The organism is Dactylosporangium sp. NPDC005555 (genome assembly GCF_040605635.1).
Taxonomy (GTDB): Bacteria; Actinomycetota; Actinomycetes; order Mycobacteriales; family Micromonosporaceae; genus Dactylosporangium.
In genome coordinates this window covers 40,724-66,769 of the sequence record NZ_JBEXDG010000059.1, presented here as the reverse complement: position 1 = coordinate 66,769, position 26,046 = coordinate 40,724, and the positions used below count along the sequence as shown (strand labels likewise).

Annotated in this window: 26 protein-coding genes and 1 pseudogene; 9 read left to right on the top strand and 18 right to left on the bottom strand. The window is 74.2% G+C overall.

Annotated elements, in window-relative coordinates:
• Nucleotides 1–82 precede the first annotated feature (82 nt).
• Entirely contained in the window at nt 83–211 is a 129-nt protein-coding gene (locus ABZS58_RS41335; protein ID WP_354789279.1) for a hypothetical protein, read from the bottom strand.
• A gap of 103 nt (nt 212–314) precedes the next feature.
• Between ABZS58_RS41335 and ABZS58_RS41330 the strand changes: the two genes are divergently transcribed.
• Genes ABZS58_RS41330 through ABZS58_RS41315 form a run of 4 tightly spaced genes read left to right on the top strand, consistent with a single transcriptional unit; the run spans nt 315 to nt 4,022 of the window.
• Nucleotides 315–671: a muconolactone Delta-isomerase family protein gene (locus ABZS58_RS41330; protein WP_354789278.1), complete on the top strand. Its 357-nt coding sequence runs from the start codon at nt 315–317 to the stop codon at nt 669–671.
• A gap of 3 nt (nt 672–674) precedes the next feature.
• Complete coding sequence (locus tag ABZS58_RS41325; RefSeq protein WP_354789276.1) at nt 675–1,595, top strand: zinc-binding dehydrogenase; 921 nt, start codon at nt 675–677, stop codon at nt 1,593–1,595.
• A 45-nt stretch (nt 1,596–1,640) separates the two neighbouring features.
• Complete coding sequence (locus tag ABZS58_RS41320) at nt 1,641–2,480, top strand: alpha/beta hydrolase (RefSeq protein ID WP_354789274.1); 840 nt, start codon at nt 1,641–1,643, stop codon at nt 2,478–2,480.
• Nucleotides 2,481–2,531: 51 nt separating this feature from the next.
• Complete coding sequence (locus ABZS58_RS41315; RefSeq protein WP_354789273.1) at nt 2,532–4,022, top strand: hypothetical protein; 1,491 nt, start codon at nt 2,532–2,534, stop codon at nt 4,020–4,022.
• Here the strand turns inward: ABZS58_RS41315 and ABZS58_RS41310 are convergent.
• The 4 genes from ABZS58_RS41310 to ABZS58_RS41295 are packed head-to-tail and all read right to left on the bottom strand — an operon-like array spanning nt 4,015 to nt 8,139.
• A complete protein-coding gene (locus ABZS58_RS41310) occupies nt 4,015–5,070 on the bottom strand; it encodes an LLM class flavin-dependent oxidoreductase (RefSeq protein WP_354789271.1) in 1,056 nt (351 codons plus the stop codon). The genes ABZS58_RS41315 and ABZS58_RS41310 overlap by 8 nt on opposite strands.
• Before the next feature lie 10 nt (nt 5,071–5,080).
• On the bottom strand, nt 5,081–6,097 hold the full coding sequence (locus tag ABZS58_RS41305; protein ID WP_354789270.1) for an LLM class flavin-dependent oxidoreductase: 1,017 nt from the start codon (nt 6,095–6,097) through the stop codon (nt 5,081–5,083).
• A complete protein-coding gene (locus tag ABZS58_RS41300) occupies nt 6,094–7,134 on the bottom strand; it encodes a phosphotransferase family protein (protein WP_354789268.1) in 1,041 nt (346 codons plus the stop codon). The genes ABZS58_RS41305 and ABZS58_RS41300 overlap by 4 nt, the downstream gene beginning before the upstream one ends.
• Before the next feature lie 3 nt (nt 7,135–7,137).
• A complete protein-coding gene (locus ABZS58_RS41295; RefSeq protein WP_354789267.1) occupies nt 7,138–8,139 on the bottom strand; it encodes a methyltransferase in 1,002 nt (333 codons plus the stop codon).
• A 119-nt stretch (nt 8,140–8,258) separates the two neighbouring features.
• On the opposite strand from ABZS58_RS41295, the gene ABZS58_RS41290 reads away from it, so the two are divergent.
• Entirely contained in the window at nt 8,259–9,104 is an 846-nt protein-coding gene (locus tag ABZS58_RS41290) for an NAD(P)H-binding protein (protein ID WP_354789266.1), read from the top strand.
• A 214-nt stretch (nt 9,105–9,318) separates the two neighbouring features.
• Here ABZS58_RS41290 and ABZS58_RS41285 read toward each other — a convergent pair whose 3' ends face one another.
• Nucleotides 9,319–10,830: an MFS transporter gene (locus ABZS58_RS41285; RefSeq protein WP_354789264.1), complete on the bottom strand. Its 1,512-nt coding sequence runs from the start codon at nt 10,828–10,830 to the stop codon at nt 9,319–9,321.
• Nucleotides 10,831–10,956: 126 nt separating this feature from the next.
• On the opposite strand from ABZS58_RS41285, the gene ABZS58_RS41280 reads away from it, so the two are divergent.
• The 4 genes from ABZS58_RS41280 (at nt 10,957) to ABZS58_RS41265 (ending at nt 14,141) form a co-directional block, all read left to right on the top strand.
• Nucleotides 10,957–11,256, top strand: coding sequence for an antibiotic biosynthesis monooxygenase family protein (locus tag ABZS58_RS41280; RefSeq protein WP_354789262.1), 300 nt, complete (start codon nt 10,957–10,959; stop codon nt 11,254–11,256).
• Nucleotides 11,253–12,146 (top strand): MBL fold metallo-hydrolase, encoded by an 894-nt coding sequence (locus ABZS58_RS41275; RefSeq protein ID WP_354789260.1) that lies wholly within the window; start codon nt 11,253–11,255, stop codon nt 12,144–12,146. Before ABZS58_RS41280 ends, ABZS58_RS41275 begins: the two co-directional genes overlap by 4 nt.
• A 100-nt stretch (nt 12,147–12,246) precedes the next feature.
• Nucleotides 12,247–13,182, top strand: coding sequence for a septum formation family protein (locus ABZS58_RS41270; protein WP_354789258.1), 936 nt, complete (start codon nt 12,247–12,249; stop codon nt 13,180–13,182).
• Nucleotides 13,179–14,141 carry a septum formation family protein gene (locus ABZS58_RS41265; protein WP_354789257.1) on the top strand — a complete coding sequence of 321 codons (963 nt, stop codon included), beginning with the start codon at nt 13,179–13,181 and terminating at the stop codon, nt 14,139–14,141. The genes ABZS58_RS41270 and ABZS58_RS41265 overlap by 4 nt, the downstream gene beginning before the upstream one ends.
• Here ABZS58_RS41265 and ABZS58_RS41260 read toward each other — a convergent pair whose 3' ends face one another.
• The 12 genes and pseudogenes from ABZS58_RS41260 to ABZS58_RS41205 form a co-directional block, all read right to left on the bottom strand.
• Nucleotides 14,142–16,244: a hypothetical protein gene (locus ABZS58_RS41260; protein WP_354789255.1), complete on the bottom strand. Its 2,103-nt coding sequence runs from the start codon at nt 16,242–16,244 to the stop codon at nt 14,142–14,144. It lies immediately after the preceding gene.
• On the bottom strand, nt 16,241–17,416 hold the full coding sequence (locus ABZS58_RS41255) for a VWA domain-containing protein (protein WP_354789254.1): 1,176 nt from the start codon (nt 17,414–17,416) through the stop codon (nt 16,241–16,243). Before ABZS58_RS41255 ends, ABZS58_RS41260 begins: the two co-directional genes overlap by 4 nt.
• Entirely contained in the window at nt 17,413–18,354 is a 942-nt protein-coding gene (locus ABZS58_RS41250; protein WP_354789252.1) for a MoxR family ATPase, read from the bottom strand. Before ABZS58_RS41250 ends, ABZS58_RS41255 begins: the two co-directional genes overlap by 4 nt.
• Nucleotides 18,351–19,604 carry a serine protease gene (locus ABZS58_RS41245; RefSeq protein ID WP_354789250.1) on the bottom strand — a complete coding sequence of 418 codons (1,254 nt, stop codon included), beginning with the start codon at nt 19,602–19,604 and terminating at the stop codon, nt 18,351–18,353. The genes ABZS58_RS41250 and ABZS58_RS41245 overlap by 4 nt, the downstream gene beginning before the upstream one ends.
• A 111-nt stretch (nt 19,605–19,715) precedes the next feature.
• Nucleotides 19,716–20,135: a nuclear transport factor 2 family protein gene (locus ABZS58_RS41240; protein ID WP_354789249.1), complete on the bottom strand. Its 420-nt coding sequence runs from the start codon at nt 20,133–20,135 to the stop codon at nt 19,716–19,718.
• Nucleotides 20,132–20,560 carry a nuclear transport factor 2 family protein gene (locus ABZS58_RS41235; RefSeq protein WP_354789248.1) on the bottom strand — a complete coding sequence of 143 codons (429 nt, stop codon included), beginning with the start codon at nt 20,558–20,560 and terminating at the stop codon, nt 20,132–20,134. The genes ABZS58_RS41240 and ABZS58_RS41235 overlap by 4 nt, the downstream gene beginning before the upstream one ends.
• A complete protein-coding gene (locus ABZS58_RS41230; RefSeq protein ID WP_354789247.1) occupies nt 20,557–21,477 on the bottom strand; it encodes an aromatase/cyclase in 921 nt (306 codons plus the stop codon). The genes ABZS58_RS41235 and ABZS58_RS41230 overlap by 4 nt, the downstream gene beginning before the upstream one ends.
• Nucleotides 21,478–21,493: 16 nt before the next feature.
• Nucleotides 21,494–22,222 (bottom strand): SDR family NAD(P)-dependent oxidoreductase, encoded by a 729-nt coding sequence (locus tag ABZS58_RS41225; protein WP_354789281.1) that lies wholly within the window; start codon nt 22,220–22,222, stop codon nt 21,494–21,496.
• Nucleotides 22,144–22,767, bottom strand: a pseudogene (locus ABZS58_RS41220) (acetyl-CoA carboxylase biotin carboxylase subunit); the annotation flags it as partial. The pseudogene ABZS58_RS41220 and the gene ABZS58_RS41225, both read right to left, overlap by 79 nt.
• A gap of 84 nt (nt 22,768–22,851) precedes the next feature.
• Nucleotides 22,852–24,492 carry an acetyl-CoA carboxylase carboxyl transferase subunit alpha gene (gene accA, locus ABZS58_RS41215; RefSeq protein WP_354789245.1) on the bottom strand — a complete coding sequence of 547 codons (1,641 nt, stop codon included), beginning with the start codon at nt 24,490–24,492 and terminating at the stop codon, nt 22,852–22,854.
• Nucleotides 24,489–24,752: an acyl carrier protein gene (locus ABZS58_RS41210; RefSeq protein ID WP_354789244.1), complete on the bottom strand. Its 264-nt coding sequence runs from the start codon at nt 24,750–24,752 to the stop codon at nt 24,489–24,491. Before ABZS58_RS41210 ends, accA begins: the two co-directional genes overlap by 4 nt.
• Complete coding sequence (locus ABZS58_RS41205; protein WP_354789242.1) at nt 24,749–26,005, bottom strand: ketosynthase chain-length factor; 1,257 nt, start codon at nt 26,003–26,005, stop codon at nt 24,749–24,751. Before ABZS58_RS41205 ends, ABZS58_RS41210 begins: the two co-directional genes overlap by 4 nt.
• Between the last annotated feature and the right edge of the window lie 41 nt (nt 26,006–26,046).

The following is a 26,046-nucleotide window of genomic DNA, read 5'->3' as shown; positions in this document are numbered from 1 at the left end:
CCGGCACCGCAGCACACCCTGCGGGCAAGACCGGGACCGTCCCGTCGCAAGACAGGACAACCACATGAGCGCCAAACAGCACTCAGTGGAAACGGCCCTTCGACCGGTGGATCCGGCGGGTGAGCGAGAACCTCGTCAGGTAGCCGATCTCGGCCGGGTTGAGCGGCGGCGTGACCGTGATCCGGCCGGTGAACCAGGTCTCGTATCCCATCCGCCGCACCCTACCGCTGCGGGCACCCTGCGTCACCGGCCCGCTCCCGAACAGCTCCAGGAGTGCTCCAGGCTCACTGCATCGCAGGCGAACAGGCTGGTCCGTGACCCCGCAAGCGGTGCGGGGCAACGGTCTGGAGGCCAGCATGGCACTGTTCGCCGTCTTCACGCACCAGAACCCGATCGGGATCAGCTCGGACGAGTTCCGGCACCGGCTGCCGGAGGGCTTCGGGTACATCCAGGGCCTGATCGACAAGGGCGTCATCAAGCACAGCTGGATCGTCGTCGGGCAGTCCGGCGGGCTCAACGTCTACGACGTCGCCTCGCACGAGGAGCTCACCGACGTGCTCTACGGCAACCCGCTCTCCTCGCACCTGCGCCTGGAGGTGCTGCCGCTGTCGACGCCCGGTGGGTTCGACGTCGACGCGTTCGCCAACCGTGACGTCGAGCCCGCGGGCTGAGCGGTGCGGGCACTCGTCACAACCGGCGGTGCCGACCCGGTCGTGGCCTTCGCCGAGGTCGTCGAGCCTGACCCGGCGCCCGGGGAGGCCGTCGTCGCCGTGTCGGCGGCCGGGCTCAACCGAGGCGAGCTGACCGTCGCCGCGGCGGTGCCGGCCGGGTCGCGGCTCGGCTGGGACGTCGCCGGGGTCGTCGAGCGGGCCGCCGCCGACGGCTCCGGCCCGGCCGGCGGCACGCGGGTCCTCGGGCTCGCGGGCCGGGACGGGTTCGCGGAGCGGGTCGCGGTCCCCACCGGGCACCTCGCGGTCCTGCCGGACACGGTCCCCGACACGGCGGGCGCGGCGCTGCCGGTCGCGGGCCTCACCGCCCTGTACGCGCTGCGGCACGCCGGCTGGCTGCTCGGCCGTACGGTCCTGGTGACCGGCGCCGGCGGCGGTGTCGGCCGGGTCGTGGTGCAGCTCGCCGCCGCCGCCGGCGCACGGGTCCTCGCGCAGGTCGGCGGTGCGGGCCGCGGCGACGGTCTGGAGAAGCTCGGCGCCTCGGTGGTCGGCCAGTACGGCGACGACCTCGCCGAACCCGTCGACGTCCTGCTCGACAGCGTCGGCGGGTCCACATTGGAGCTGGCGTTCCAGGCCGTCGCCGCAGACGGTGTCGTGGTCAGCTTCGGCAACACGACCCGCGAGCCGCTGCGGCTGCCGCTGGACTGGGGGCGGCTGCGGCCGGGGGTGTCGCTGCGCTCCCTGTACCTGTTCCAGGAGACGCGACGGCAGCCGGTCGGCCGGGACCTCGTCACGCTCGCCGGGCTCGTGGCGCAGGGCCGGCTCGACCCGCAGGTCGCGCTCACCGCGCCGTTCGCCTCGTCCGGCCCGGCGTGGCAGGCGTTGCGCGATCGACAGGTGAACGGCAAGGTGGTGCTGACGCTGTAGCGAGACCCCATCGGGGGTGGACCGGCCGTTCGTAGCGTCGCTGGCATGGCTACCTTCACCAGCTTCGACGGCACGGTCCTGCACTACGGGTCGATCGGCGACGGGCCGCCGCTGGTCCTGGTGCCGGGCGGGCCGCGGGCCGCCGGGTATCTCGAGGACCTCGGCGGCCTGTCCGCGTCCCGGACCCTCATCCGCTACGACGCCCGCGGCACCGGCGCGTCCGCCCGTCCCGCCGACCCGGCCACCTACGCGTACCCGGTCCTCGCCCGCGACGTGGAGGCGCTGCGATCGCACCTGGGACTCGAATCCCTCGACCTGCTCGGCCACTCCGCCGGGTCGGTCGTCGCGAGCGCCTATGCCGCCGCGCACCCGGCCCGGATCGCCCGCCTCGTGCTCGTCTCGCCGAGTCCGCAGCTGTACGGCAAAGGCGGCGACGACGTGGGCGACATCCTTGGCACCCGAACGGATGCGCCCTGGCACACGGAGGTCGGCGCCGCCGCGGGCGAGCTGCTGAGCCTGCCGCCGGACGCCGCACCGTCCAGGGTCTTCGACGTCCTGGACCGCTACACGCCGGCCGCGTACGGCCGCTGGGACGACCGCCAGCAGGCGCACGCCGCGACGCAGCGCGCGCAGTTCGCACTGGAGGCGTGGTCGGGGTTCTGGGCCGGGACGGACAACGGCTGGCTCGACGACCTCGCCACCCTGCCCGCACCGGTGCTGGTGCTGACCGGCGACCGGGACGCCCTGACCGGCGTGCGCATCGGCGACGTCGTCGCGGCCGGTCTCCCCCACGCCCGGCACGAGACGATCCCGGGCGCCGGGCACTACCCGTGGGTCGACGAGCCGGCCGCCTTCACCGCCGCCGTCGCCGGGTTCCTCGCCTGAGGAGTCGCAATTGTGTCGCGCCCGCCGCGGTGCGGGCGCGACACTGGGCGGATGCGCTGGTCCCCGCATCTGGAAGGGCTGGCGGCCAACCCGGCCCTGCCGGCGCCGCTGGTCGACGCGCTCATCGCCGGCGGCGACGAGGAGGTGTGCCGCTGCCTCGCCTGGCGCGACGACCTGTCGCCCGCGCAGGTCCGCTCCCTCGCCGCGCGCAGCACCGACGCCGCGGTATGCATGGTCCACAGAGGACTACTGCGCGCGGACATGGTCGACGGACGCGACGAGCGGGTGGCCGTCGCGCTGTTCGACGCCACCGGGGCGCCGCCGCAGTGGGCGCATGCGCTGGCGCAGTCACCAGACCGGCGGATCCGTGAGCTGCTCGCGTACGCCGCCCACACCCCCGCCGAGGTGCTGGCGCTGCTCGCGGATGACCCGGACGTCTCGGTCGTGGCGGAGGCGTCCCTGTCGCCGCAGATGACCGCTGCGCTGGCCGACCGGCTGGCCCGGCACCCGCACACCCGGGTCCGGCACGCGCTCGCCGCGAACGGGGCCACCCCCGCCGACGTGCTGGCCCGCCTGGCGTCCGCAGGCGGTGAGCCGCCGCTGGCCTGCCCCGGCTGCGACGGCTCGGACGTGCCCTCGCACCGCTGGCACTGCGACGGCGACCACGCGGACGCGCTGACCGGCATCCAGGGCGCGGCGGCGGAGAACCCGGCCACTCCCGTGCCGGCCCTGATCCCGCTCTCCCACAGCCCGGCGTTGTGGATCCGGTCTGCGGTCGCCGCGCGGCCCGGCCTGCCGCAGGAGGAGTACGCCCGGCTGGCGACCGACCCGATCCCGGGCGTGCGCGGCGCGGTCGCCGGGAACCCGGCCGTCGACGAGGCGGTGCTGCGGCGCATGGCCACCGACCGGACGCACGACGTGCAACGGCGTCTCCTGCACAACCCGGCCGTGCCGCTCGACGTCCTCACCGCCCTCGCCGCGACCGCCCGCACCGGCCCCACGCTGCTGCCGCGGGTCGCCGCCGCCACCCCGGACGAGCTGCGGTCGCTCGCCCGGTCCACGGACCCGGCCGTCCGGATGCTGGCCGCCCACCACCCCGGCCTGCCCGCCGACCTCGTCGACGCGCTCGCCGGTGACGCCGACGCCAAAGTACTGAGAGCGATCGCACCCGACCCCGAGGTCTCCGAAGCGCGGATGCGTGCCATGCTCACCGCGCACGGCACCCGGGTCGCCGGCATGCTCGCCCGCAACCCCGCCTGCCCCGCAGACCTCCTGCTCCGCATCGCCACCCTGCGGCCGCCGACGAAGCTCGCCCTCCGCGAGACCGCCCGCCACCCCGGCGCGACCGCGGCGGCCCTCGCCGCGTGCCTGGCCGACGACCGGGCCCGCCCGATCGCCGCCCGGCACCCGGCCCTGGACCCCGCGACGCTGCTCACCCTGCTCGATGACCCGGACGACGACGTCGCCGAGGCCGCCGCCGCCAACCCGGCCCTGCCGCAGGCCGTCATGAGCGCACTGACGGCCTGCGACCCGGTCAGCTGAACTTCGACAGGACCTGCTCGCCGAAGAGGCGGACGGAGCGCTGCGACTCGGACAGCGGCATGTTGCCCGAGACGATCTGCAGGCTGATCGTGACGTCGCCGAACCAGTCGCGGATCGTGGTGAGGCGGTCGACGACCTCGGCGGGGGTGCCGACGAGGGCCTTGTTGTCGCGCAGCGAGCTGTCGAAGTCGGCCGACGACACCTTCTGCACGATGTTCTCGTAGCCCTCATAACCGGAGCTGCGGGTCGCGGACCACGCCGACACCGCCTCCAGCAGGCGGGCATTGGTCCATTCGGAGTAGCGGCGGCCGTTGTCGTACGCCTCCGAAGGGTCCTCGGACAGGTAGCAGTTGTAGCTGAGGTGGACGTCGCCTCCGGCAGGGTCGAGCCCCGCCGACGACCGGGCTTCCCGGTAGCCGGCGATCATCTCCTGCACCTTCTCCCGCTTGTTGATCGACGGTACGAGCAGCAGCCCGTACCCGTTGCGCCCGGCCGACTCGGCGGACGACGGGGTGATCGCGGTGGCGACGAGGATCTGCGGGTGGGGACGCTGATACGGCAACGGCAGCAGCGTGACGGGACCGAACGTGTGGAACTGCCCGTCGAACACCACGCCGGTCTCCGTCCACAGTCGACGGACGGCCTCGACGCCCTCGTCGAAGCGGGGGCGGCTCTCGTCGAGGGGGATGCCGAACGCGGCGAACTCGTCGGGCAGGAACGCGCGGCCGAAGCCGACGTCGAGCCGGCCGTGGGAGATGTTGTCGAGCATGGCGAGCTTGCCGGCGAGCTTCACCGGGTGGGTGAACGCCGGGATGACCGCGCCGGTGATCAGCCGGATCCTGGAGGTGCGGGCGGCCGCGGCGGCCAGGAACGTGACCGGGTCGGGGCTGTAGCCGCCGTACGCGAAGAAGTAGTGCTCGACCGTCTTCACATGGTGGTAGTCCAGCGACTCCGCGAGCTCGACGAGCGCGAGCGCGTCGTCGAAGTACGAGGCCGCGTCCTTGTCGTCGGGGCCGACGGTCGGGAACAGGTTGATACCGAAGCGCATCGGAGTCCTTTCACACAGCGGCGACGGGTTGCAGCGCGAACGCCTGCGCCAGCAGTTCGTAGGAGCGCAGCCGGTCGGCGTGGTCGTAGATGGTGGCGAGCGCGATGACCTCCTCGGCACCGGTCGCCTCGGTGATGGCCAGGATCTGGTCGCGGACCCGTGACGGGGTGCCGTAGACGTAGCGCGGGAACTCGAAGCGTTCGGCGCCGAGCGGGTCGTCGCCGTCGGCGAGCTCCAGCAGCGACTGCTCGGGGCTCGGCACCGGGCGGACGTCGTTTCGGGTGAGGCGGCGGCGGAAGGCCCGCTGGGTGGCGTAGACGCGCTCGGCCTCGGCTTCGGTGTCGGCGCAGTACACGCCGATGCCGAGGATCGCGGTGCCGGTGCCGCCGGTGCGGGCCCGGTGGTCGGCGAAGACGGCGCGGGTCGGGGCGGGGTTGATGAAGTGGGCGTAGGCGTAGGGCAGGCCGAGCTGGGCGGCGACGGCGCCGCTGCGCGGGCTCGACCCGAGCAGCCACACGTCGGGCCGGCCGGCGCCGGTCGGGGTGACGACGACGTCGTGGAACGGGTGCCCGGCCGGGAAACTCCCGTCGAGGAACGCGAGCAGCTCGACGAGCTTGTCGTCGAAGTCGTCACCGGAGGAGACGGCCTGGGCGGTGCCGCGGGTCCCGCGCAGCGCGTAGGACTCGATCGGGCTGGACCCGGCCGACCGTCCGATGCCGAGGTCGATGCGGCCCGGGTACAGGGCTTCGAGCGTCCGGAAGACCTCGGCGACCTTGAAGGGGCTGTAGTGGCTCAGCAGCACCCCGCCGGAGCCGACCCGGATCCGCCCGGTTCGGGCGGCGATCGCGGCGACGAGCACCTCGGGCGCGCTGCCGCCGTGGGAGTGCATCGCGTGGTGCTCGGCGACCCAGTAGCGGGTGTAGCCGAGCTGGTCGGCGAGCTCGGCGAGCTCGACCGTGTTGCGCAGGGCCTGGGCCGGGGACTGGCCCGTCCCGATCGGGGACTGGTCCAGGATGGACAGTTTCATGTGCCGACCTCCTTGAGTGTGGTCGCGAGCAGGCGCGTCGCGTTGCGGTGCAGAGGAAAGTCGGCGGGGACCAGGCGGTGCCCGGTCAGCAGGGCGGTGACCCTGGCGGTGACGGCCGCGAACCTGACGGCGGCGAACACCCGGTGGAAGTCCAGTCCGTGCGGGACCCGGCCGGTCCGGCGGGCCCAGCGGGCGACGGTCGCGGCGCGGTCCGGCAGCCCCGGCAGGCGGTCGGCGCCGATGCCTTCGCTGAGGTGCCGGTCCAGGTGCAGGAACCAGGCCAGGTCGGCCTCCGGCGCGCCGTGCCCGGCCATCTCCCAGTCGAGGACGGCGGCGACCGCCGAGCCGTTGAAGACGATGTTGCCGAGCCGGGCGTCGCCCCACAGCAGGACCGGCGGCCCGGTCTGCGCCGGTACGGTCGCCCGCAGCACGCCGATCCCGGCTCGGACGTGCGGATCCGTTGCGCAGCCGTAGAAGTCGAGGTCTCCGGCGAGCTCGTCCACCTGGGACGCCGGGTCGGACGGCCCCAGGTCGAAGACGGGTTCGACGGCGTGGACGCGGGCGAGGACGTCGACGGCGTGCTGCCACACCGCCGTCCGCATCGGTGCGGGCGCGTCGTGCAGCCAGCCTTCGCGATGATACGAGGGGAGGTCCGCGGGCACCTCCCCGGCGACGTGGCCCAGCACGCAGAACGGCGCGCCCAGGAGGCCCGGGTCGGGCTCGAAACCGTGTGTGGGTGCCACCGGAACGTCGGTGCGCTCGCCGAGGATGCGCTGGATGTGGTACTGCTGCCAGAACCGCGGCCTGGGCTGCAGCTGGTACGTGATGGGCGCGATCCGCACGACGAGCCGCCGCCGGACCGGGCCGTCGGGTCCGGTCCAGCCGGCGTCGGCGACGAGGTTCTCCGCGGAGAATCCGGTGGACGGCGGCACGGTCAACGGCCCGAGCCGGAGATCCGGTGCGCCGAACCGGTCGGCGAGCCACCCGGTGAGCGCCTTGCGGGTGACGTCGGGGTCACGGACGACGCGGACGGCCACCGGTCACTCCTTCCGCGCCGTGAGCAGACTCGTCGTGGCGACCAGCGGCGTGTGCTCGACGGCGCCGAACCCTGCGTCGGCGAACCAGGTCGCGGCGTCGGCGAACGTGTACTCGGCGCCGCCGGCGGACCAGACCAGCATGTTGAGGCTGGCGAGAACGTTGGGCAGCTGCGGCCGGTCGGGGTCGAGCATCGGGTCGTAGACGAACGCGGCACCGCCGGGCCGGACCGCGCGGAACGCGGCCTGCGCCAGGAACCGGCGGCGCTCCACCGGCCAGTTGTGCAGGACGTGGCCGAAGAGCACGGCGTCGGCGGCCGGCAGCGGGTCGGTGAAGAAGTCCCCGCCGGCGAACGTGACCCGGTCGGCGAGCCCGAGCCCGCCGACGTGCCCCTCGAACGCCGGTCGCACGTCGGGCAGGTCGAACACGGTGACCCGCAGGTGCGGGTGCGCCTTGACGAGGTGGGCGGCGATGTTGCCGCGGGCGCCGCCGACGTCGACGACGTGCTCGAAGCCGCTCCAGTCCAGGTCGGCGAGGGCCGCCCCGATCGGCGCGTTCAGCACGTCCATCGCGTCGAAGAACGCGGTCCGCGACGCGGGGTCGGCGTGGACCGGCGCATACGGGTCGCCGCCGCCCGCCTGGATGTTCGCGGGTTCGCCGGTACGAAGGCTGCCGGCGAGCCCGTCCCAGGCGGGGTGCAGGGTGTGGTCGAGGAAGTCCAGGAACCCGCCGAGGAACTCGGGCCGGCCGGGAATGAGGTAGCGGTCGGCGGTGGGACTGTTGTGGTAGCGGCCGTCCCGGCGTTCGATGAGTTCGAGCGCCTCCAGGCCGGCAAGGAGGTCGCCGGCGCCGACCGGGTGCAGCCCGAGCCGCGCGCGGAGCTCCTCGGTGGTCGCCGGCGCCTCGGCAAGGGCGCCGAAGACGCCGACGTCGGCGGCCGCGAACAGCAGCCGGGCGCGGCGGGCACCCGACGCGATGTCGAGGATGCGGGCGGGGTTCAGCTCCACGGTGTGCTCCCAGGTGTCGTCGGACGCTGCTGCCCGACGCTAGAAGCGTTCGCTGGAGCGGCCGTGGAGCCCGCCTCCACTCCACCGAGACTGGAGCGGCGGCGGCTACACACGGACGTATGACGATCCTGTTGACCGGTGCCACCGGCACCGTCGGACGCGCGGTCCTGCGGCAGCTGCTCGACGCGGGCGAGCCGGTGCGCGCGCTGACCCGTGACCCGGCACGGGCGGCGGCCCTGCTGCCGGGCGGTGTCGAGCTCGTCGCCGGTGACCTGGGCGACCCCGGCGGTCTGCCGGCCGCACTGGACGGTGTGGACCGGGTGTTCCTGCTGTCCGTCGGGCCGCGCAAGGCCGAGCACGACGCCAACCTCGCGCAGGCGGCCGCGAAGGCCGGCGTGACGCGGCTCGTCGCGCTGTCGTCGCTCGCCGCGGAGGAGGACCCCGACTGCGTCCTGGGCCGCTGGCACGCCGACGGGGAACGCGCGGTGCGCGACGCCGGTCCACCGTGGACGATCGTGCGACCGGGCGGCTTCATGTCCAACGCGTTGGAGTGGGCGGTGTCGGTGCGGGACGCCGGGGTGGTCCGAGCGCCCTTCGGGGACCTGCGGGCGTCCATTGTGGATCCGCGGGACATCGCCGCGGTGGTGGTCGCGGCGCTCGCCGGCGGCCATGACGGCGCGGTGCTGCCGCTGAGCGGGCCGGCCGCGATCAGCCCCGCCGAGCAGGTCGCGGTCCTCGGCGAGGTGCTGGACAGGCCGGTGCGCTTCGAGGAGCTGAGCCTGGACGAGGCGCGGGCCGCGATGGCGCGGCGGGTGCCCGCGTCGGTGGTCGACGCGGTGCTGTCCGCACGCGCCGCGGCGGGCCCGTTCCGGGCGCGGGTCCTGCCCACCGTCCGGGACGTGACCGGCCGCGCGCCGCGCAGCTTCCGCCAGTGGGCCGAGGACCACGTCGACTCCTTCCGTTAGCCGTGCTCGATGGACACCGCGGTGCCGGCCGGTTCTCCGCCGGCCGGCACCGCGCCGCACGACCGCGCCGCACGACCGCGCCGCTGGTGGAGCTGAGAGATGCCGAGTAGAGCTGAGCTCTACGGGGTTGAGCCGCACCGCAATCGTCCGCGCGGTGCCGAGCCGGACCGGCCGCGGACAGCAGCCGGTCCGGCCGAGCGGCCGGGTTGTTGTGTCAGGACGCGGACTTGGCCGGGGCCGGTTCGGCGGGGGTGGCGGCAGACGCCGGGGTTGCCTCCGGGGCCGTGGCGGGTGCCGGGGCCGGGCCGGGGGCCGCGATCGACGTGAGCGCGCCGACCACCGCGAACGCCGCCCCGACCAGAAACGCGAGGCGGTAGCCGGAGACGACCGCGTCGGCCTGCGCGGTGCCCGCGTCGAGCAGGTGCTGCGCGCGGGTGGCGCCGATCGTGGCGAGGACCGCGAGGCCGAGCGAGCCGCCGACCTGCCGGGTGGTGTTGATGACGCCGGAGGCGAGGCCCGCCTCGTGCCGGGGGATGCCCGACGTGGCGGTGATGGCCAGGGGCGTCATCGCGATGCCGGCGCCGAGGGTCACCAGGATCATCGGCACGAGCAGGTCGGCGGCGTAGGAGCCGCGGACCGGGATCACCGACAGCCAGGCGAGGCCGGCGCCGGACAGCAGCGGCCCGCCGATGAGCAGCGGCCGGACGCCGACGCGCTTGAGCAGGACCGGGCCCGCGTAGGCACCGGCGGTCATCGCGATCGCGCCCGGCAGGAAGGCGAGCCCCGCGGCGAGGGCGTCGTAGGCCAGGACGTTCTGCATGTACAGCGACAGGAAGAAGAAGTGCGCGATGACGGCGCAGCCGAGCCAGAACATGACGAGGTTGGCCACGGTGATGCCGCGTGCGGCGAACAGGCGCAGCGGCACGACCGGCGCCTGGGCGACCTTCGCCTCGTGCAGGACGAACCACGCGAGCAGCACCACGCCGGCGGCGAGCGGACCGTAGGTGACCGGGTCTGCCCAGCCGTGCGCCTGGCTGTTGACGGTGCCGTACACGACGGCGACAAGACCGACCGTGACCAGCAGCGATCCGAGCAGGTCGAGACGGCGTGGACCGGCGGCCGGCTCGGGGCGGCCCAGGGGCAGCACGCGCAGCGCGGCGACGACCGCGGCCAGGCCGATCGGGATGTTGACGAAGAGGATCCAGCGCCAGTTGATGAGATCGGTGAGCACGCCGCCGAGCAGGGATCCGATCGCGGCGCCGCCGCCGGAGACGGCGCTCCAGGCGGCCATCGCCCTGGCCCGCTTCGGCGCCTCCACGAAGGTGGTGGTGAGCAGGGTGAGGGTGGCCGGGGACAGGATGGCCCCGCCGAGGCCCTGCGCGCCGCGGGCGACGATGAGGGTGAGCTCGTCCTGGGCGAGGCCGCCGACGAGGCTCGCGGCGGTGAAGAGGACCAGGCCGGTGATGAACATGCGGCGCCGGCCGAAGAGGTCGGCGGCCCGGCCGCCGAGCAGCAGGAAGCCGGCGAAGGTCAGCGTGTAGGCGTTGACGACCCATTGCAGGCCGGAGTCGCTGAAGCCGAGGTCGGCCCGGATGGCGGGCAGCGCCACGTTGACGATCGACACGTCCAGCACCACCATCACCTGCCCGAGGCAGAGCAGCGACAGCACGGCCCAGTCGGGTCCCCGGCGCCCGGTCTCCCCCGTTGGAGCCTCGGTGCTTGCCATGATCACTCCCTGTGTTCCAGTTTTGGACTTACGAGTCTATTACGTTAGACCTACGGGTCTAGTAGGGCAAGCGCGGGTACAGCGCGGCTCCAGGACACCTGGAGCGGGGCGGTCCAACCTCGGGGCATGACCACCGTCGTGTTCGTCAACACGTTGCGGCTCACCGGCCCGGCCGAGGACCTCGAACGGATCTACGCCGACGTCGCCACGTTCTTCCGCGCCCAGCCGGGCCTGGTCCGCTACCAGCTCGTGCGCTCCACCACCGACCCGGGCGTCTACGTCAACATCGCCGAGTGGCGCGACCTCGCCGCCTTCCGCACCGCGACGTCGCAGGAGGCCTTCCGCACCGCGCTGCGCGTCTCCACCGTCTCGACCGGCGACCCGCACGTCTGCGAGGTCGTGTCCGCCGGCACCGGACCGTCGTGAGCCTGCGTGAGGTCGCGGACGGTGTTCACGCGTACGTGCAGGCAGACGGCGGCTGGTGCGTCAACAACGCCGGGGTCGTCCACGACGGCGGCGCCGCGCTGCTCGTCGACACCGCCGCCACCGAGTCCCGGGCCCTGGCACTGCGCGACGCGGTCCGGCGGCTCACCCCGACGCCGCCGGGCGTCGTCGTCAACACCCACCACCACGGCGACCACACCCTCGGCAACGCCGTCTTCGCCCCGCCCGCCACGGTCGTCGCCCACACCACCACCCGCCACGACATGGCCGCCCGGGGCACCGCGCTACGCCAGGTCTGGCCCGGCGTCGACTGGGGCGGACAACCCCTCGTGCTGCCGGAGCTCACGTTCACCGACCGGCTCACCATCCACATCGGACGGACCGAGGTGCGGCTGTGGCATCCCGGCCCGGCACACACCACCGGCGACGTCGTGGCGTGGCTGCCCGCGCAACGGGTCCTGTTCACCGGCGACGTGGTCATGCCGGGACACACCCCGTTCGTCCTGATGGGCTCCGTGCACGGCAGCCTGCACGCCGTCGCCGCCCTCGCCGCACTGGAGCCCGCGGTGGTCGTCGGCGGGCACGGCCCGGTCGCCGGCCCCGAGGCCCTCCACGCGACCACGGCGTACCTGCGCTGGCTCGACGACCTCGCCGGCCGTGGCCTCGCCGCCGGGCTGACCCCGCTGGAAGCGGCCCTGGAGACCGACCTCGGCGACCACGCCGGGTGGGGCGAGCCGGAGCGCCTCGTCGCCAACCTGCACCGCGCCTACGCCGAGCGGACCGGCGCACCGCCCGGCACCTACCTGCCGTCCGCCCCGGTGTTCACCGAGATGGAGCGCTGGCTGGGCGGCCCGCTGCCCTGCTCCGCCTAGCCAGCAGGATCCACCCGGTCGGCCGTTGACTTGGCGGCGCCGGGGCACAGACAGTCATCTCCTCCACTGTCTGGTGGGTCTCACGGGGGGACACAGCGCCATGACGACGCCTGTTCGCACGGCGATGGCAGCCGCGCTCGCCGGGCTGCTGCTCGCGGTGTCCGGGTGCGCCCTGCGACCCGCCGGCACCGACGCCGACCTGGTCGACGACTGGCGGCCGCTCGCGGCGCCGAAGGTCGAACTGCCCGCCGCCGGCGCATGCTTGACCGCCACGCCGCAGGGGCCGTTCGACCCGGGCTACACCGTGGCCACGCCGATCAGCTGCGACCGGTCCCACACCCTCGAGGTGGTGCTGATCGGCACCGTCGAGGGCAACGCCGCGCAGGCGTCCCAGCCGCCGGCCCCCGGCAGCGAAGCGTTCCAGGCGGCGTACACGGCCTGCGGCAAGGCGGTCACCGAATACGTCGGCGCCGACTGGCACACCGGCATGCTCACCATCGACGTGCGGCAGCCCAACGTCCGGGCGTGGCAGGGCGGACTGCGCTCCTACGTCTGCTCGGTGCTCTCGCTCAGCGACGCCTACGGTGAGACGCAGTACACCACCGGCACCCTGAGGGGAGCGCTCGCCGGCGCCGCGCCGCACGCCATGCGCTGCTTCAAGCTCACCGGCACCGCGGGGGCGGACGGCTGGTGGGACCGGCTCGACGCGCTGCGACCGGCCGACTGCGCCACCCCGCACGAGGGCGAGTTCGCCGGGACCACGCGGATCGATGCCGGCGCCGGCGGCAAACTGCCCGCCGTGGCACTGCTGGACAAGTGGGCCGGCGACCGCTGCTGGACGGTCGTGGCGAAGTTCGTCGGCCTCACCGAGGCCGCGCTCAACCGACGCGACGACATCGCCATGTCCTGGGACATCATGGACACGTTCCAGTGGGACGCCGGCGACCGGCACCTGCGCTGCTTCGCCCTGGTCCGCCCCGGCAAGCAGGTCCGCGCCTCGATGCGCGGCCTCGGCGCGAAGGGACTGCCGGTATGACATCGACCGCCCGGGTGGCGACCACCGCCGTGCTCGCCACCGTGCTCACCGGGGTGCTGCTCGCGGTTTCCGGCTGCACCCTGCGCCCCACCGACACCGACGGCGACCTGGTCGACGACTGGCGGCCGCTCGCGGCACCGGTGTTCGACCTGCCGGCGGTGGGCACCTGCCTGGACGGCACCGCGGCGACGACGACGTTCAACCCGCTGTCGGTGCGTGGCGGCGCCGTCCCGTGCGACCGCGAGCACACGTTCGAGGTGGTCCTGGTCGGCACCGTCGAAGGCAGCGCCGCGCAGCGGCCCGTCGCGCCGGAGGCGGACACCGAGGCGGGCCGCGAGGCGCTCCAGGCCGCGTACAAGACGTGCAGCACCGCCGTCGACGCGTACGTCGGCGCCGACTGGCACACCGGCCTGCTCGGCATCGAGGTGCGGATGCCGGCACGGGGATCGTGGGAGGGCGGCCTGCGCTCCTATCTGTGCACGGTCAACGGGCTCAGCGACCTCTACGGCCGGATCTCGATGACCACCGGGTCGCTCAAGGACTCGCTGGCCGGCGCCGCGCCGAAGGCGATCCGCTGCCTCGACGTCAACGGCGACAAGGGCTCCGACGGCTGGTGGAGCAACCTCAACGCGATGACCGCGATCGACTGCGCACAGCCGCACGAGGCCGAGTTCGTCGGCACCGTCCAGGTCGGCGTGGGCGTCGGCGGCGCCCTTCCCGACGAGGAACAGCTGAGGAAGTGGACGAGCGAGCGCTGCTGGCCCGTGGTGGCGAAGTTCATGGGCCTCACCGACGCCCAGCTGGACTCCCGCAGCGACATCGGCATCGGCTGGGACGGCTTCGACAAGGCGCAGTGGGACACCGGCGACCGCACCCAGCGCTGCGTCGCCCTGTTCTACCCGGGCAAGAAGGTCCGTGCCTCGATCAAGGGCTTGGGCAAGAAGGCCCTGCCGGTCTGATCACAGCCGCCGCGTGAACACCTCGACGGCGGCGAACGTCGTCGCCCACTCGGGCCACAGGCCCGCGGTGCCGTCCGGTTCCGCCCGCCGGCCGCGCAGGAGCTCGGCAAGGACGGCGGCGCGGAGTCCGGCGAGCAGGTCGAGCTGGTGGCGGTCCGTGGTCAGGCCGGCCAGCCGGTCGAGCTCCAACAGCAGCCGGGGTGTGCTGTCGGCGGTCACCCACAAGGGCGGGTCCTCGTCGAGCTCGCCTTCGACGGTGTAGGACACGGCCCGGTCGCCCTGCTCGGTGACCTCGCGCAGGGCCGCGATCCCCAGGCCGACGTCGCCGTCACGTTTCGTGATCGCGATGACAGCGAGCCGGTCGTGCTCCGGATCGACGGCGCCATCGCGGGTGCCGACCGTCGTCCAATACGTGGCGGTCAGTTCGTACCGGAGCCGCAGCGACCGGAGCATTCGCAGTTGTTCGTCGTCGAGCAGGCGCTCGCTCGTCAACGCCTCGATCGTGGTCATCGCGAGCATCGTGCACCACAGATCGGGCCACAGCGTTGCCCTGCCTTGTCGCTGACCGCCGACGTAGCCGTTGGTTTCGATCGGCGGCGCGTCCCGCACCACTCCCCAGGACCAGCCGCACGAATACAGCATGTCAGGGCGCCTGAGATCGTCCCCTGATGTGTTGCCGGAACCGATCGTCAGCTCGTCGAAGCGCTCGACGCCGCGCTGCAGCACCCTCACGATCTCAGGACCGTGCCGCTGACGCATGCGGTGTCCGGGTTCGGAGTCGATGGTGAACGTGTGCACGGTGAAGCTCCGGAGCAGGCCGACGAGCGCGGCGCTGAGCCGATCAGCGGCGAGGCGCTCGACCTGCTCGCACTCCATCTTCAGATCCGGGCGGGTCAGCTGACCGTAGAACACCCGGACGAAGCCGATCGCGGCAACCGCGAGACGGGCCGAGATGGCGAATGCCTCGCTCAGATCAAGGGTGCCCTGCCGACCCGTGAACAGGGGTGTGTCGTCCTCGGACCGGTACGCCAGCAGGTAATCCCGGAGCACCCTCATGAGTAGCTTCGCGGTCTCGACGGAGTCACCGAGGGCGACGAGCGCGTCTTCGGCCTCGCTGGAGGTCGCGCTGGGCCGGCCGAGTGCCAGGTCGGGGATCTCCTCGGCCGGTAGCAGGAGGCAGAGCAGCTGCTGGGCGTCGCTGATCGAGCTGCGCTCCTCCCCCGGACTCCACCGCCACGTACCGTCGCGGAACGATGCCTCGGCCACGGCCCGCCAGGTGCCGAGCAGGTGCTGCCGGGCGGTGCGGCCCAGCTCCGAGGAAGGCCCGTCGGTAACGCCGAGGACAGCGCCGAGGCCGGTGATCGTGTCGAGGACGGCGCGGGCGGTCCCGCCGGTCGGCGAGTCCTCGCCGACGTGCTCGGCCAAGGCGCCGGCGATCGCCTCGACGTCGGCACCGGGGATCAACGCGAGCTCACCGAGGCGGTGCACGGCCGCGGTGCGGGCGTCACCGGCGCCGGACCGCAGGGCATCGAGCGCGTCGTGCACGTCGTCGTCGGCCGCGCGGTCCGCGGGTGCGTGGTCGCCGACACTGCGGCGGACGGCGACGAGCCACTCCCTCGCCAGCAGCGCCGTCCCGGCGGCGATCGAGGCCTCGGCACGGGCGAGCCACCGAGCGGCCTGCGGCGGGTCGATGACGGCGACGGCGGTGAGCCGCTGCGCGTGCAGCAGCTCCGGGCGGTCCTGCCAGGCCGACGCGCGCACCGTGTACTGCTCCAGCAGCGCCGCGACCTGCTGCGGACGGGCCGGGCCGAACCGGCGGGACAGACCCGTCAGCAGCAGCGGACGGAGCGTCGGGTCGATGTCGTACAGGCCGTCGCCGAGCTCCCGGACGAGGGGCGACAGCAGCAGGTCGGCCTCCGCCTCGAACGGCACCGCGGCCGGCGGGTCGAGCAGGAAGTTGACCCGGATGAGGTGCAGCAGCCCGACGTCGACCGCGACCGGCACCGCGGCGTGGCAGGCGAGGTCGATCACCTCCCGGGGCAGGCTTCCGTACGCGGCGACGAGCCTGCGCGCGGCTGGCGGCGAGCCGCGCCACGCCCTCACAGCGGACGCTCCACGACGGGCGGGTGGCCGCGGAGCACGTCAACGGTCTGGTGCATGCCGGCGGCCGTCAGCGGCGCCATCGGTACGTGCCGGGCGACCTGCTCGGCGGTGGTGCCGCCCCACCGGTGCCGCTGGGCGGGGTTGAGCCACGCGACCGTCGCGGCCCGGCGCGTCAGGGTCTTCAGCAGCGCGACCGTGTCGAGGATCCGGGCCGGGCTGAGCGCGCCCCGGACCGCGCCCGCGTCGCTGACGACGGCGACGGCGGTCCGCGGGGTCATCGCCTCGAGGAACTCGGCGTACGGCAGCGGGACGGTGAGGTCCGCGTCGCTGTAGAGGCGGCCGTCGTGCAGCGGCGCGACCCGGTCGAGGACGGCGTCGACGGAAGCGTCGAACGGGTCGGGCAGCTCGGCCAGCAGTCCCGCCGCCCCGGCGTCGCCGGCCGTGTCGTGGAAGTACCCGACGAGCAGCGAGTCGAGGCGGCCTGCCCGGCGGATCGCCGCGACTATGTGGTCGACGTAGTCGTGGAACGGCGCCATCGAGCCACCCCGGTCCAGCAGCAGCACCAGGCTCGCCGTGTTGCGGCGCGGCGGCACCAGCACCGGCGGGGCCGCCAGCCCGGTCGCGGCGTACCGGGCGAGCGTCGCATCCGCGTCGAGCTCGGTCGCGGGGCCTTCGCGGCGGGCCCGGCGCAGCCGCCGCCAGGTCTGCGCGACCTGTCGCTCGGTGACCGGGAACTGCGGCAGCAGCACCAGCGTCGGGTCCCGGCCGGTCAGCAGCGGCAACGGCGGTAGGCCACCACCGCCGGGAGGCGCCGGCGCGGCCGGGCCGGGCAGCGGCTCCAGCCGCAACTCGCCGGGCTCACCCGGGACGCCTGCCTCGCGAGGAAGCGCGGCGGGCGCCGGCACGGCAGCCGGCACGGGCGTGGGGACGGCCGGCGCGAGCGGGACCTCCCACGTCGGCGCGCCGACGCCGGCGAACACGGCCCGGATCACGGTGGCCTCGTCCCGCGACGTGGCCCACAACGCCACACACAGCTCGCGCAGGCTGTCCTGCGACGCCCAGCCGATGCCCGCCGCGAGCGCGTCCCGCAGCGCGTCGCAGTCGTCGACGCCGATCGCCAGCCCGCGCCGCCGCAGCGCGGACAGCAGGTCGTGGACGAAGGCCGGAATCACCGTCGCGCCAGCCAGTCGGCGGCCCTCACCTGGTCGCCGCGTTGCTTGAACAGCGCGCCGCGGTGTGGCAGGTCCGCCACCTCCCGCGCCGTGGTGCCTTCCAGGTGCAGGTAGCCGACCCAGTCCAGCAGCTCGCTCAGCCCCGGCTTCCTGGCCAGGTCGAGCTGGTGCAGCTCGCGCAGCACGCGGATGCTCTCGGCGCGCAGGCTCGCGTCGGCGACGCCGTGCAGCGCCAGGATCTCGTCCAGTTCGCCGGCCGTGCGAGGGAATTCGACGTAATGGAAGATGCAGCGCCGCAGGAACGCCCCGGGCAGCGCCTTCTCCTCGTTGTTGGTGACGATGATGACCGGGCGCAGGTCGGGGCGCTCCGGCGGCACCTCGAAGTGCAGTCCCGGCACCTCGGGCACGTCGAAGGCGAGCTGGTCGAGCTCGCGCAGCAGGTCGTTGGGGAAGTCGAGGTCCGCCTTGTCGATCTCGTCGATGAGCACGACGGACCGGCGGCCCCGCATCGCGCGGGCGACCGCCAGTCCGAGCGGCGCCAGGGTGACGTAGCCGCCCGGCGGGGACGGTTGACTCAGCTGCGCGTCGTACAGGCGGCGGACCGCGTCGTACGTGTAGAGCAGGTCCGTGCCGCGGCTCGTCGACTTCACGTACGCGGCCTCCAGCGGCAGCCCGAGCGCGTAGGCGACGGCGTGCGCGAGGCGGGTCTTGCCGGAGCCCGGGTCGCCCTGCAGGAGCAGCGGCCGGCCGAGGGTGATCGCCAGGTTCACGGCGTCCTGCAGGTCCGCCGACGCCACGTACGGCTCCCGCCGCACCTCGACCGTCAGCGGCGGCGCGGCGTCCGGCGGCACGACTCCGGCCCGTTCGATGATGCGGGTCGCCGGCAGGTCGGCGTGCCGGTCGAAGCGCAGCGACGTGTCCAGGTGGCGGCGGCTCATCGTTCGGACTCCTCCTCGAGGTCGCGGCGCAACGCCGCCGGATCCTGGCGCAGCAGGCGGATCGCGTCCTGCAGCGCCTCGTACGTGAAACGGACGCTCAGCTCGGTCCCGTCGCTGGCCTCGTCGAGCAGCCGGTCGGTCCACACCGCGGCGAGCCGCGCCGGCCACCGCCGTGACGCGCACACGTCCCTGGCCCATGCGGCGATGTCCGCGGGCACGAACCGAGGGGGCGGCAGCGGCACCACGCCGGTCGGGTGCGGCACCTCGCCGGCGTACAGCAGCACCAGCCAGTGCTCGGGGCGCGGATACGCCGCGAGCACCTGCTCGTGGAACCGGGCGACGTGCATCGCCGGCGCGCCGTCGACCCGCACCGGGCACACGACCCCGACCCGGCGCAGCGTCGCCTCGTAGCGGCACGCGGACTTGACCGCCGCGTCGACGGCCGCGCTGACCGGGTCGAGGTTGATCCACTCCTTGCGTTCCAGCTCGCCGAGGTACGGCGGCAGCCAGTCGCACAAGCGGTGCACGACGACGGGGTCGGCGGTGCCCATCGCGAACGCCAGCACCCGGCGCTGGGAAGCGGCGGCTTTCGCCGCGAGGATCCCCGACTTGACCTCGTCGAGGTCGAAGTGCGCGGGATCGAGCAGTTGCCGCGCCGCGGGCGGTCCGGCGGTCGCGGAGTGGACCGGCACGGCGAGCCGGAACCTCCGCACCGCGTGCGCGATCGGCACCGCGTACAGCACGTTCGCCGACCGTGGCGGCCCACCGTTGCCGGCGCCCCGCTCCGGCACCTGTTCGACGAGGATTCCGACGACCGCGCCGTCGACGGTGACCGCGCTGCCGGAGTAGCCGCCGTACTGGCCGGCGTCCTCCCGCACGTGCAGCTGCAGCACCGACATCTCGTGCCCGCCGCTGTTGTCGATGAGGTGGTCCACGGCGGTCACGGTGCCGGTCAGCCGCGGGTCGTTGCCGCGCGGCCGGGCGGTCACGCACCACTCGCTGCTGGGCAGCACCTCGGCGAGCGGGGCGACCACGGGGAGCGACGAGACCAGCCACATCATCGCCACGTCGATCGTCGCGTCGACGTCGATGCGTTCGACCGCGACCGCGTGACCGGCCGCGGTCTCGAACGCGACGTCCTGCGCCGTCCGGCCCCGCACCACGTGCGCGGCGGTCGCCACGATCCGATCGGTGACGCAGAACCCGGCCCCGGCCATACGCCCGCGGACGACGACCCGGCCGTCGCTCATGACACGGAGATCCCTTTCGAAGACTCCGCTCAGCGTAGCCGTTCGATGCCTTTCGGTTGAGCCGACGTTCGGCGGTCCACCCCCTGCCCGTGCGGCCGATGCCGGCCGGGCTCAGGCCGCGTCGTGGGTGATGCGGCGGGTCGCGACGAGCCAGCCACCGTCCGGCGCGGGCACGAGCAGGTCCTCGCCGGTGGTGCTGTTGTGGATGACGGGCCGGCCGCCGAGCGGGGTCTCGACGTTGAACGCGGCGAACCGGGTCCGCAGCCTTTCCGGCACCGGGTCGGCGGTGAGCATGCCCAGCCAGTACCGGCGGACGACGGCGGAACCGGCGCGCTTCGCCACGGCGGCCCGCAGCGCCCCGGCGATCGCGGCCCGGCCGCGGCGCTGCGCCGGTGCCCCGCCCGCGAACGTCCGCCCGGACGGGGCCACCTGGGTGAAGACCGCGTCGCCGGTGAAGGTGGCCGCCCACGCGTCCACCTCACCGGCGTCCAGCAGGTGCAGCTGCCGCACGTAGAAGGACTCCAGCGTCACGGGGTCCAGCCGTCGTGGACGACGTACCGGCGGCGGACCAGGAACGCGTCGCCGGACGGGACGAGGACGTCGTCGACGGCGGTGCTCAGGTGCAGCGCCGACGGGCCGCCCGCGGGCGTCTCGATGACGAGCGCGTAGTACCGCGTCACCACCGTGCCATCGGGCCGCGGGTCGACGGCGAGCATGCCGAGCCAGTGCCGGCGGACCACGCCGCGGGCGGCGAGCGCGTCCGCTGCCTTGCGCAGGCGGCCGCCGATCTCGGCCCGGCCCCGGCGCGGCTCGGGGCGGCGGTCCTGGCCGAACTCGCCGTCCTCGGTGAACGTCGCCGCCCACTCCTGCGCCCGGCCCTCGTCGAGCAGCCGCATCTGCACCGCGTAGAACTGCTGAACCCGCTGGTAGAGCCCGGTGTCGACGGCGGTCGTCACGCGACCACCCCGCCGACGTGGCGAAGGGTCGCGAGGCTGTTGGCGCCGAGGGCCTCGCGCACGAAGGTCCGCGCGTCGGCGACCGTCTTCCCGGCGCCGAGGACCCGCTCGACGGCCTCGGGGCGCAGCACGACCCGGTGCTGGGACGTGGCCTTCACGACGCCGTCGCGCTCCTCGAAGGTCCACCGTCCCGTGTGGACACTCAACAGCGCGGGCGGCTGGGTCTGCTTGTACACGATGCGCAGGTCCGGCAGGCCGACCCGGATCGACTCGGTGGTGTGGCTGGACCCGTCCTTGGCGAGGGTTTCCATCTTGAGACGCTGCACCCCGGCGGGCTCCTCGGACAGCTCGACGCCGACCACGTGCGGCAGCCGCGACGGCCACTCCCGCGCGGCCCAGATGAAGGCGTGCGCGTCCGCGGCGGTACCGGCGAACTCCACGGCATCCTCGAAGGTGAAGTCGAGGTCGGGGTCGGTGCGTTCGGCCCCGGCGCGCAGCGCGGCGAGCTCGGCGCCGCTGTTGCGTTCGATCGCCTCCTCGATCCAGGCCAGCCCCGCCGGGTCGTCGCCGATCGCACTGTACGTGTGGGTGAGCCGCACCCTGCTGTGCCCGACGGCGGTCTCCGAGACGTGCCATTCGCCGCCCATCCCGGCGACCGGCGGCGTCGACACCTCCTGCCGGAACGTGATCCTGCGGGTCTGCGGGTCCAGGGTGCGCAGCGACGTCCACGCCTTCACCGCGCCGTTCGCGGTCGCCCACAGCTGCAGCCGCTCACGATGCGGCGCGACGGCGGAAACCACGGCGTGCACGGTCGGCGGGAAGAGCGCCGGCCACCCGGCGGCGTCGGCGAGCAGCGCGTAGACCCGGTCGGGCGGCGCGGCGACGGTGATCTCGTGTACCGCTTCCTGCGAAGCCATCGTCAGTCCTCGAATCCTAGTAGTTGCCGAGCCCGCCGCAGACATTCAGTGCCTGGGCGGTGATGGGGGCGGCGGCGGGCGTGACGAGGTAGCCGACGAGCGCGGCGACCTCCTCGGGCGTGGAGTACCGGCCGAGCGGGATCTTCGCCTGGAAGCGGTCGAGTACGTCGTCCTCGGTGGTCTGCCACGCGGCGGCGTAGCCGGCCCGGACCCGTTGCGCCATCGGGGTTTCGACGTAGCCGGGGCAGACCGCGTTGACGGTGACGCCGGTGCGGGCCAGCTCCAGGCCGAGGGCCTTGGTGAAGCCGATGACGCCGTGCTTGGACGCGGAGTACGGCGCGCCGAGCACCACGCCCTGCTTCCCACCGGTCGAGGCGATGTTGATGATCCGCCCGCCGGGACGCCCGTCGAGGCCGCCGCCGGTGAGCACCTCCCGGGTCACGTGGAACACGGCGGTGAGGTTGGTGGCGATGACGTCGTCCCACAGCTCGTCGCCGATGGTCGAGGTGACCCCGCCGCCGCTGCGGCCGGCGTTGTTGACGAGCACGTCGAGCGGGCCGAAGCGTTGCACGGCGCCGGCGACCAGGGTGCGGATCTGGCCGGTGTCGCGGACGTCGGCGGCCTGCCCGTCGACCTCCAGGCCCTCGTCGCGCAGCTCCTTCACGGTCAGGGCGACGGCGTCGGCGTCCCTGGCGCACAGGTAGACGGCCAGGCCGGCGCCGGCGAGCGTGCGGGCGACGGCCAGGCCGATCCCGCTGGTGGCCCCGGTGACCAGCGCGTGCCGGGGTGTTTCGGTCATTGCTCCTCCTTCAAGGCTTGCAGTCGGGCGACGAGCCCGGTGTCGTGGGTGCCGGCGCGGAACGACGCGTCGGCAAGGACGTCGCGCAGGAAGCCGGCGGTGGTGTGCACACCCGGCCCGGCGACCCGGAAGTCGGCCAGGGCCCGGCGGCTGCGGGCGATTGCGGTGGCGCGGTCCGGCGCCCACACGATGAGCTTCGCCAGCAGCGAGTCGTACGCCGACGGGACGCTGTAGCCGGGGTAGGCGTGCGTGTCGACCCGCACGAACGGGCCGCCGGGCGCGACGAACTCCTCCAGGCGGCCGGGTGCGGGCGCGAAGTCGCGGGCCGGGTCCTCGGCGTTGACCCGGCACTCGATCGCCACACCGCGCGCGGTGACGTCGGCCTGGGTGTAGCCGAGCGGCTCCCCCACGGCGATCCGCAGCTGCTCGGCGACCAGGTCGAGGCCGGTGACCGCCTCGGTGACCGGGTGCTCGACCTGGATGCGGCAGTTCCGGGCGGGCGCCCGCGTCGGTGGCGAGCAGCAGCACCGTCCGGCGGACCGCTTCCAGTACATCGGCGGACCCCTCGACGATCGTCATGCCGCCACCTGGTCCACGGGTGCGCCGAAGCGGCGGAAGCGGGCGTGCCGGCCGACGATGAGCCGTGGCGCGTTGAGGGGCAGCAGTGCGCGCAGTTCGGCGACGAGCGCGGCGCGCAGCAGCCGGGCCGCCTCGACGTGGTCGGTCGCCGCGCCGCCGGGCGGCTCGGGCACGATCCCGTCGACGACGCCGAGGCGCAGCAGGTCGGCGGCGCGCAGCCGCAGCGACCGGGCCGCCCGCGGCGCCTGGGCCGGGTCGTTCCACAGGATCGCCGCGCACCCCTCGGGGCTGATGACGGAGTAGACGCCGTTGGCCAGGACCAGGACCCGGTTCGCGAGGGCCAGGGCGAGCGCCCCGCCGCTGCCGCCCTCGCCGGTGACGACGGTGACGACGGGCACGGGCAGGCCGGCCATGAGCCGCAGGTTCTCGGCGATCGCGACCGCCTGCCCCTGCTCCTCCGCCTCCGGTCCCGGGTAGGCGCCGGGCGTGTCGACGAGGGTGATCACCGGCAGGCCGAGCTTCGCCGCGAGCCGCATCAGCCGGGCCGCCTTGCGGTATCCGGCGGGCGTCGGCATCCCGTACCGGCTGCGGGCGAGCTCCTTGGCGGTGTGTCCCTTCTGGTGGCCGATGACGACGACGGGGATCCCGTCGAGCCGGGCGAGGGCGCCGACGACGGCCGGGCACTCGCCGGAGATCCGGTCGCCGTGCAGCCGCTCGACGTCGGTGAAGATACGGTCGAGGTAGTCGGCGGTGCTGGGCCGGCCGATGTCGCGGGCGAGGCGCACCGTCTCCCACGCGTCGCGGTCCTCCAGACCGTCGGCGTCGCGGATGATGACGTCCTCGGCGGGCACCGGATGCGGAGCCGCCTCGCGACGGCTGCCGACGGCGACGACCCGGCCGAGCGTGTCCCGCAGCGCCGCCCTGGGCCGGACCGCGTCGACGAGGCCGTGCTCCAGGAGGAACTCGGCGGTCTGGAAGTCGGCGGGCAGCCGCCGCCCGATGGTCTGCTCGATGACCCGCGGCCCGGCGAACCCGAGCCTGGCGCCGGGTTCGGCGATCGTCACGTCGCACAGGGAGGCATAGGAGGCCGCGACGCCGCCGTACGTGGGGTCGGTGATGAGCGCGACGGTGAGGATGCCTGCCTCGTCGAGCTGGCCGATCGCCTGGCTGGTCTTCGCCATCTGCATGAGCGCGACGGCGCCCTCCTGCATCCGCGCCCCGCCGGACGCCGGGACGAGCAGCAGCGGGCAGCGCTGCGCGAGCGCGGCCTCCGCGGCGCGGGTCACGAGCTCACCGACGGCGGAGCCGAGGCTGCCGCCGAGGAACCGGAAGTCCATGACGGCCGCGACGACGGCGACACCGCCGATGCTGCCGCGCACACAGACGACGGCCTCGGCGAGCCCGGTCGCGGCGCGGGCCCGCTCGACCTTCGCGCCGTAGGCGTCGAACTCCAGTGGATCGGTGTCCACTGTGGCCATGTCGAGCGGCCGCACGCTGCCCGGGTCGAGGAGCTGGGCGATCCGCTCGTGGGCGGTCAGCCGGTGGTGGTGCCCGCACTCGGGGCACACGCCCAGATTGCGGGCCAGCCTCGGCTCGTACAGCGGGATCCGGCAGCCGGCGCAGAGGGCGAAACTCACCGCGCACCGGCCCTTGCCTGGTTGACCAGCCCGACGAACTCGTCAGGGGTGCGGGCCTGCACGACGGTGTCGTCGGCGAGCCGGACCCGGTAGTCGCGCTCGACCCGGCCGGCGAGCTCCAGCAGCGCGAGGGAGTCGTAGCCGAGGTCCTCGAACGGCACCGCACCGATGTCGCCGTCGAGGCTGCCGGTCTCGTCCTCACCGGCCACCTCGCGCAGAAGCTGACGGACCCCGTCCACGGTCAGTTCGTTGCTGCTCATGCTGCTGCTCCCTGTCGTTGCGATACGGGTCGGTGGGCTGCGGTCGGGCGGTGCAGGACGACGGCCGCGTTGAAGCCGCCGTAGCCGCGGGCGAGGACCAGGGCCGCGCGCAGGCGGGCCGGCCGGGCCTCGGTGACCAGGTCCAGGTCCGGATTCAGGCCGCCGCCCGGGGTGCCGACGTTGACGGTCGGCGGGACGACGCCGTCGCGCAGCGCCAGGGCCGCAGTGGCCACGTCGAGCGCGGCGCCGCCGGAGGCGAGCCGGCCGGTCATCGTCTTCGGCGCGGTCACCGGGACCCCGCGTGCGCCGAACACGGCGGTGAGCGCGTCCGCCTCGGCGCGGTCCAGGGCGGGCACCCCGGCGGCGTCGGCGAAGACCACGTCGATGTCGGCGGCGTCGGTACCGGCGTCGGCCAGCGCGACGTCGATCGCCCTGCGCAGCGTGCCGGGCCGGTCGGCACCCTGCGGCGGGTCGAACGTCGCGGCGTAGCCGGCGACGACCGCGACCGGCACAGCACCGCGGGCGGCCGCCGCCGCCGGGTCCTCGACGACGAGGATCGCGCCGCCCTCGCCGGGCACGTAGCCGGCGGCGTCGCGGTGGAACGGCCGGTACGCGGTCGCGGGGTCCTCACCGGTGGCGACCCGCCCGTTGGCGACCTGCGCGATCCAGCCCCACGGGCACAGGGCGCTGTCGACGCCGCCGGACAGCACGACCGGGATGCCTTTGCGGATGTGCCGCCGCGCCTGGGCGAGCGCGTCGAGGCCGCCGGCCTGTTCGGTGACGAGGACGCCGCTCGGGCCGCGCAGCCCGTGCCGGATCGAGATCTGCCCGGTGTTCACCGCATAGAACCACGCGAAGGACTGGTAGGCGCTGACGTGCTCGCCGCCCAGGCTCCAAAGCTTCGAAAGCTCCCGCTGGCCGAACTCGAAGCCGCCGGAGGCGCTGGCGGTGACCACGCCGGCCGAGTACGCGGGCAGCGCCGCGGGGTCGAGGCCGGCATCGGCGAGGGCGAGGTCGGCGGCGACGAGCGCGAGGCGGGTCATGTGGTCGGTCTGCGGCAGCAGCCGGCTCGGCAGGTGCCGGCGCGGTTCGAACCCACGGACCTCGCCGGCCAGGCGGGCCGGATACCGTTCGGGGTCGAACCGGGTGATCCGGCCGATGCCGCCGCGGCCTTCGAGGGTGGCCCGCCAGTACTCGTCGGTCCCGAACCCGTTGGGCGCGACGACACCGATCCCCGTGATGACGGCGGTCATGCCGTCGCCTCCGCTGCGCTCCAGCGCCGGCCTGACCCGAC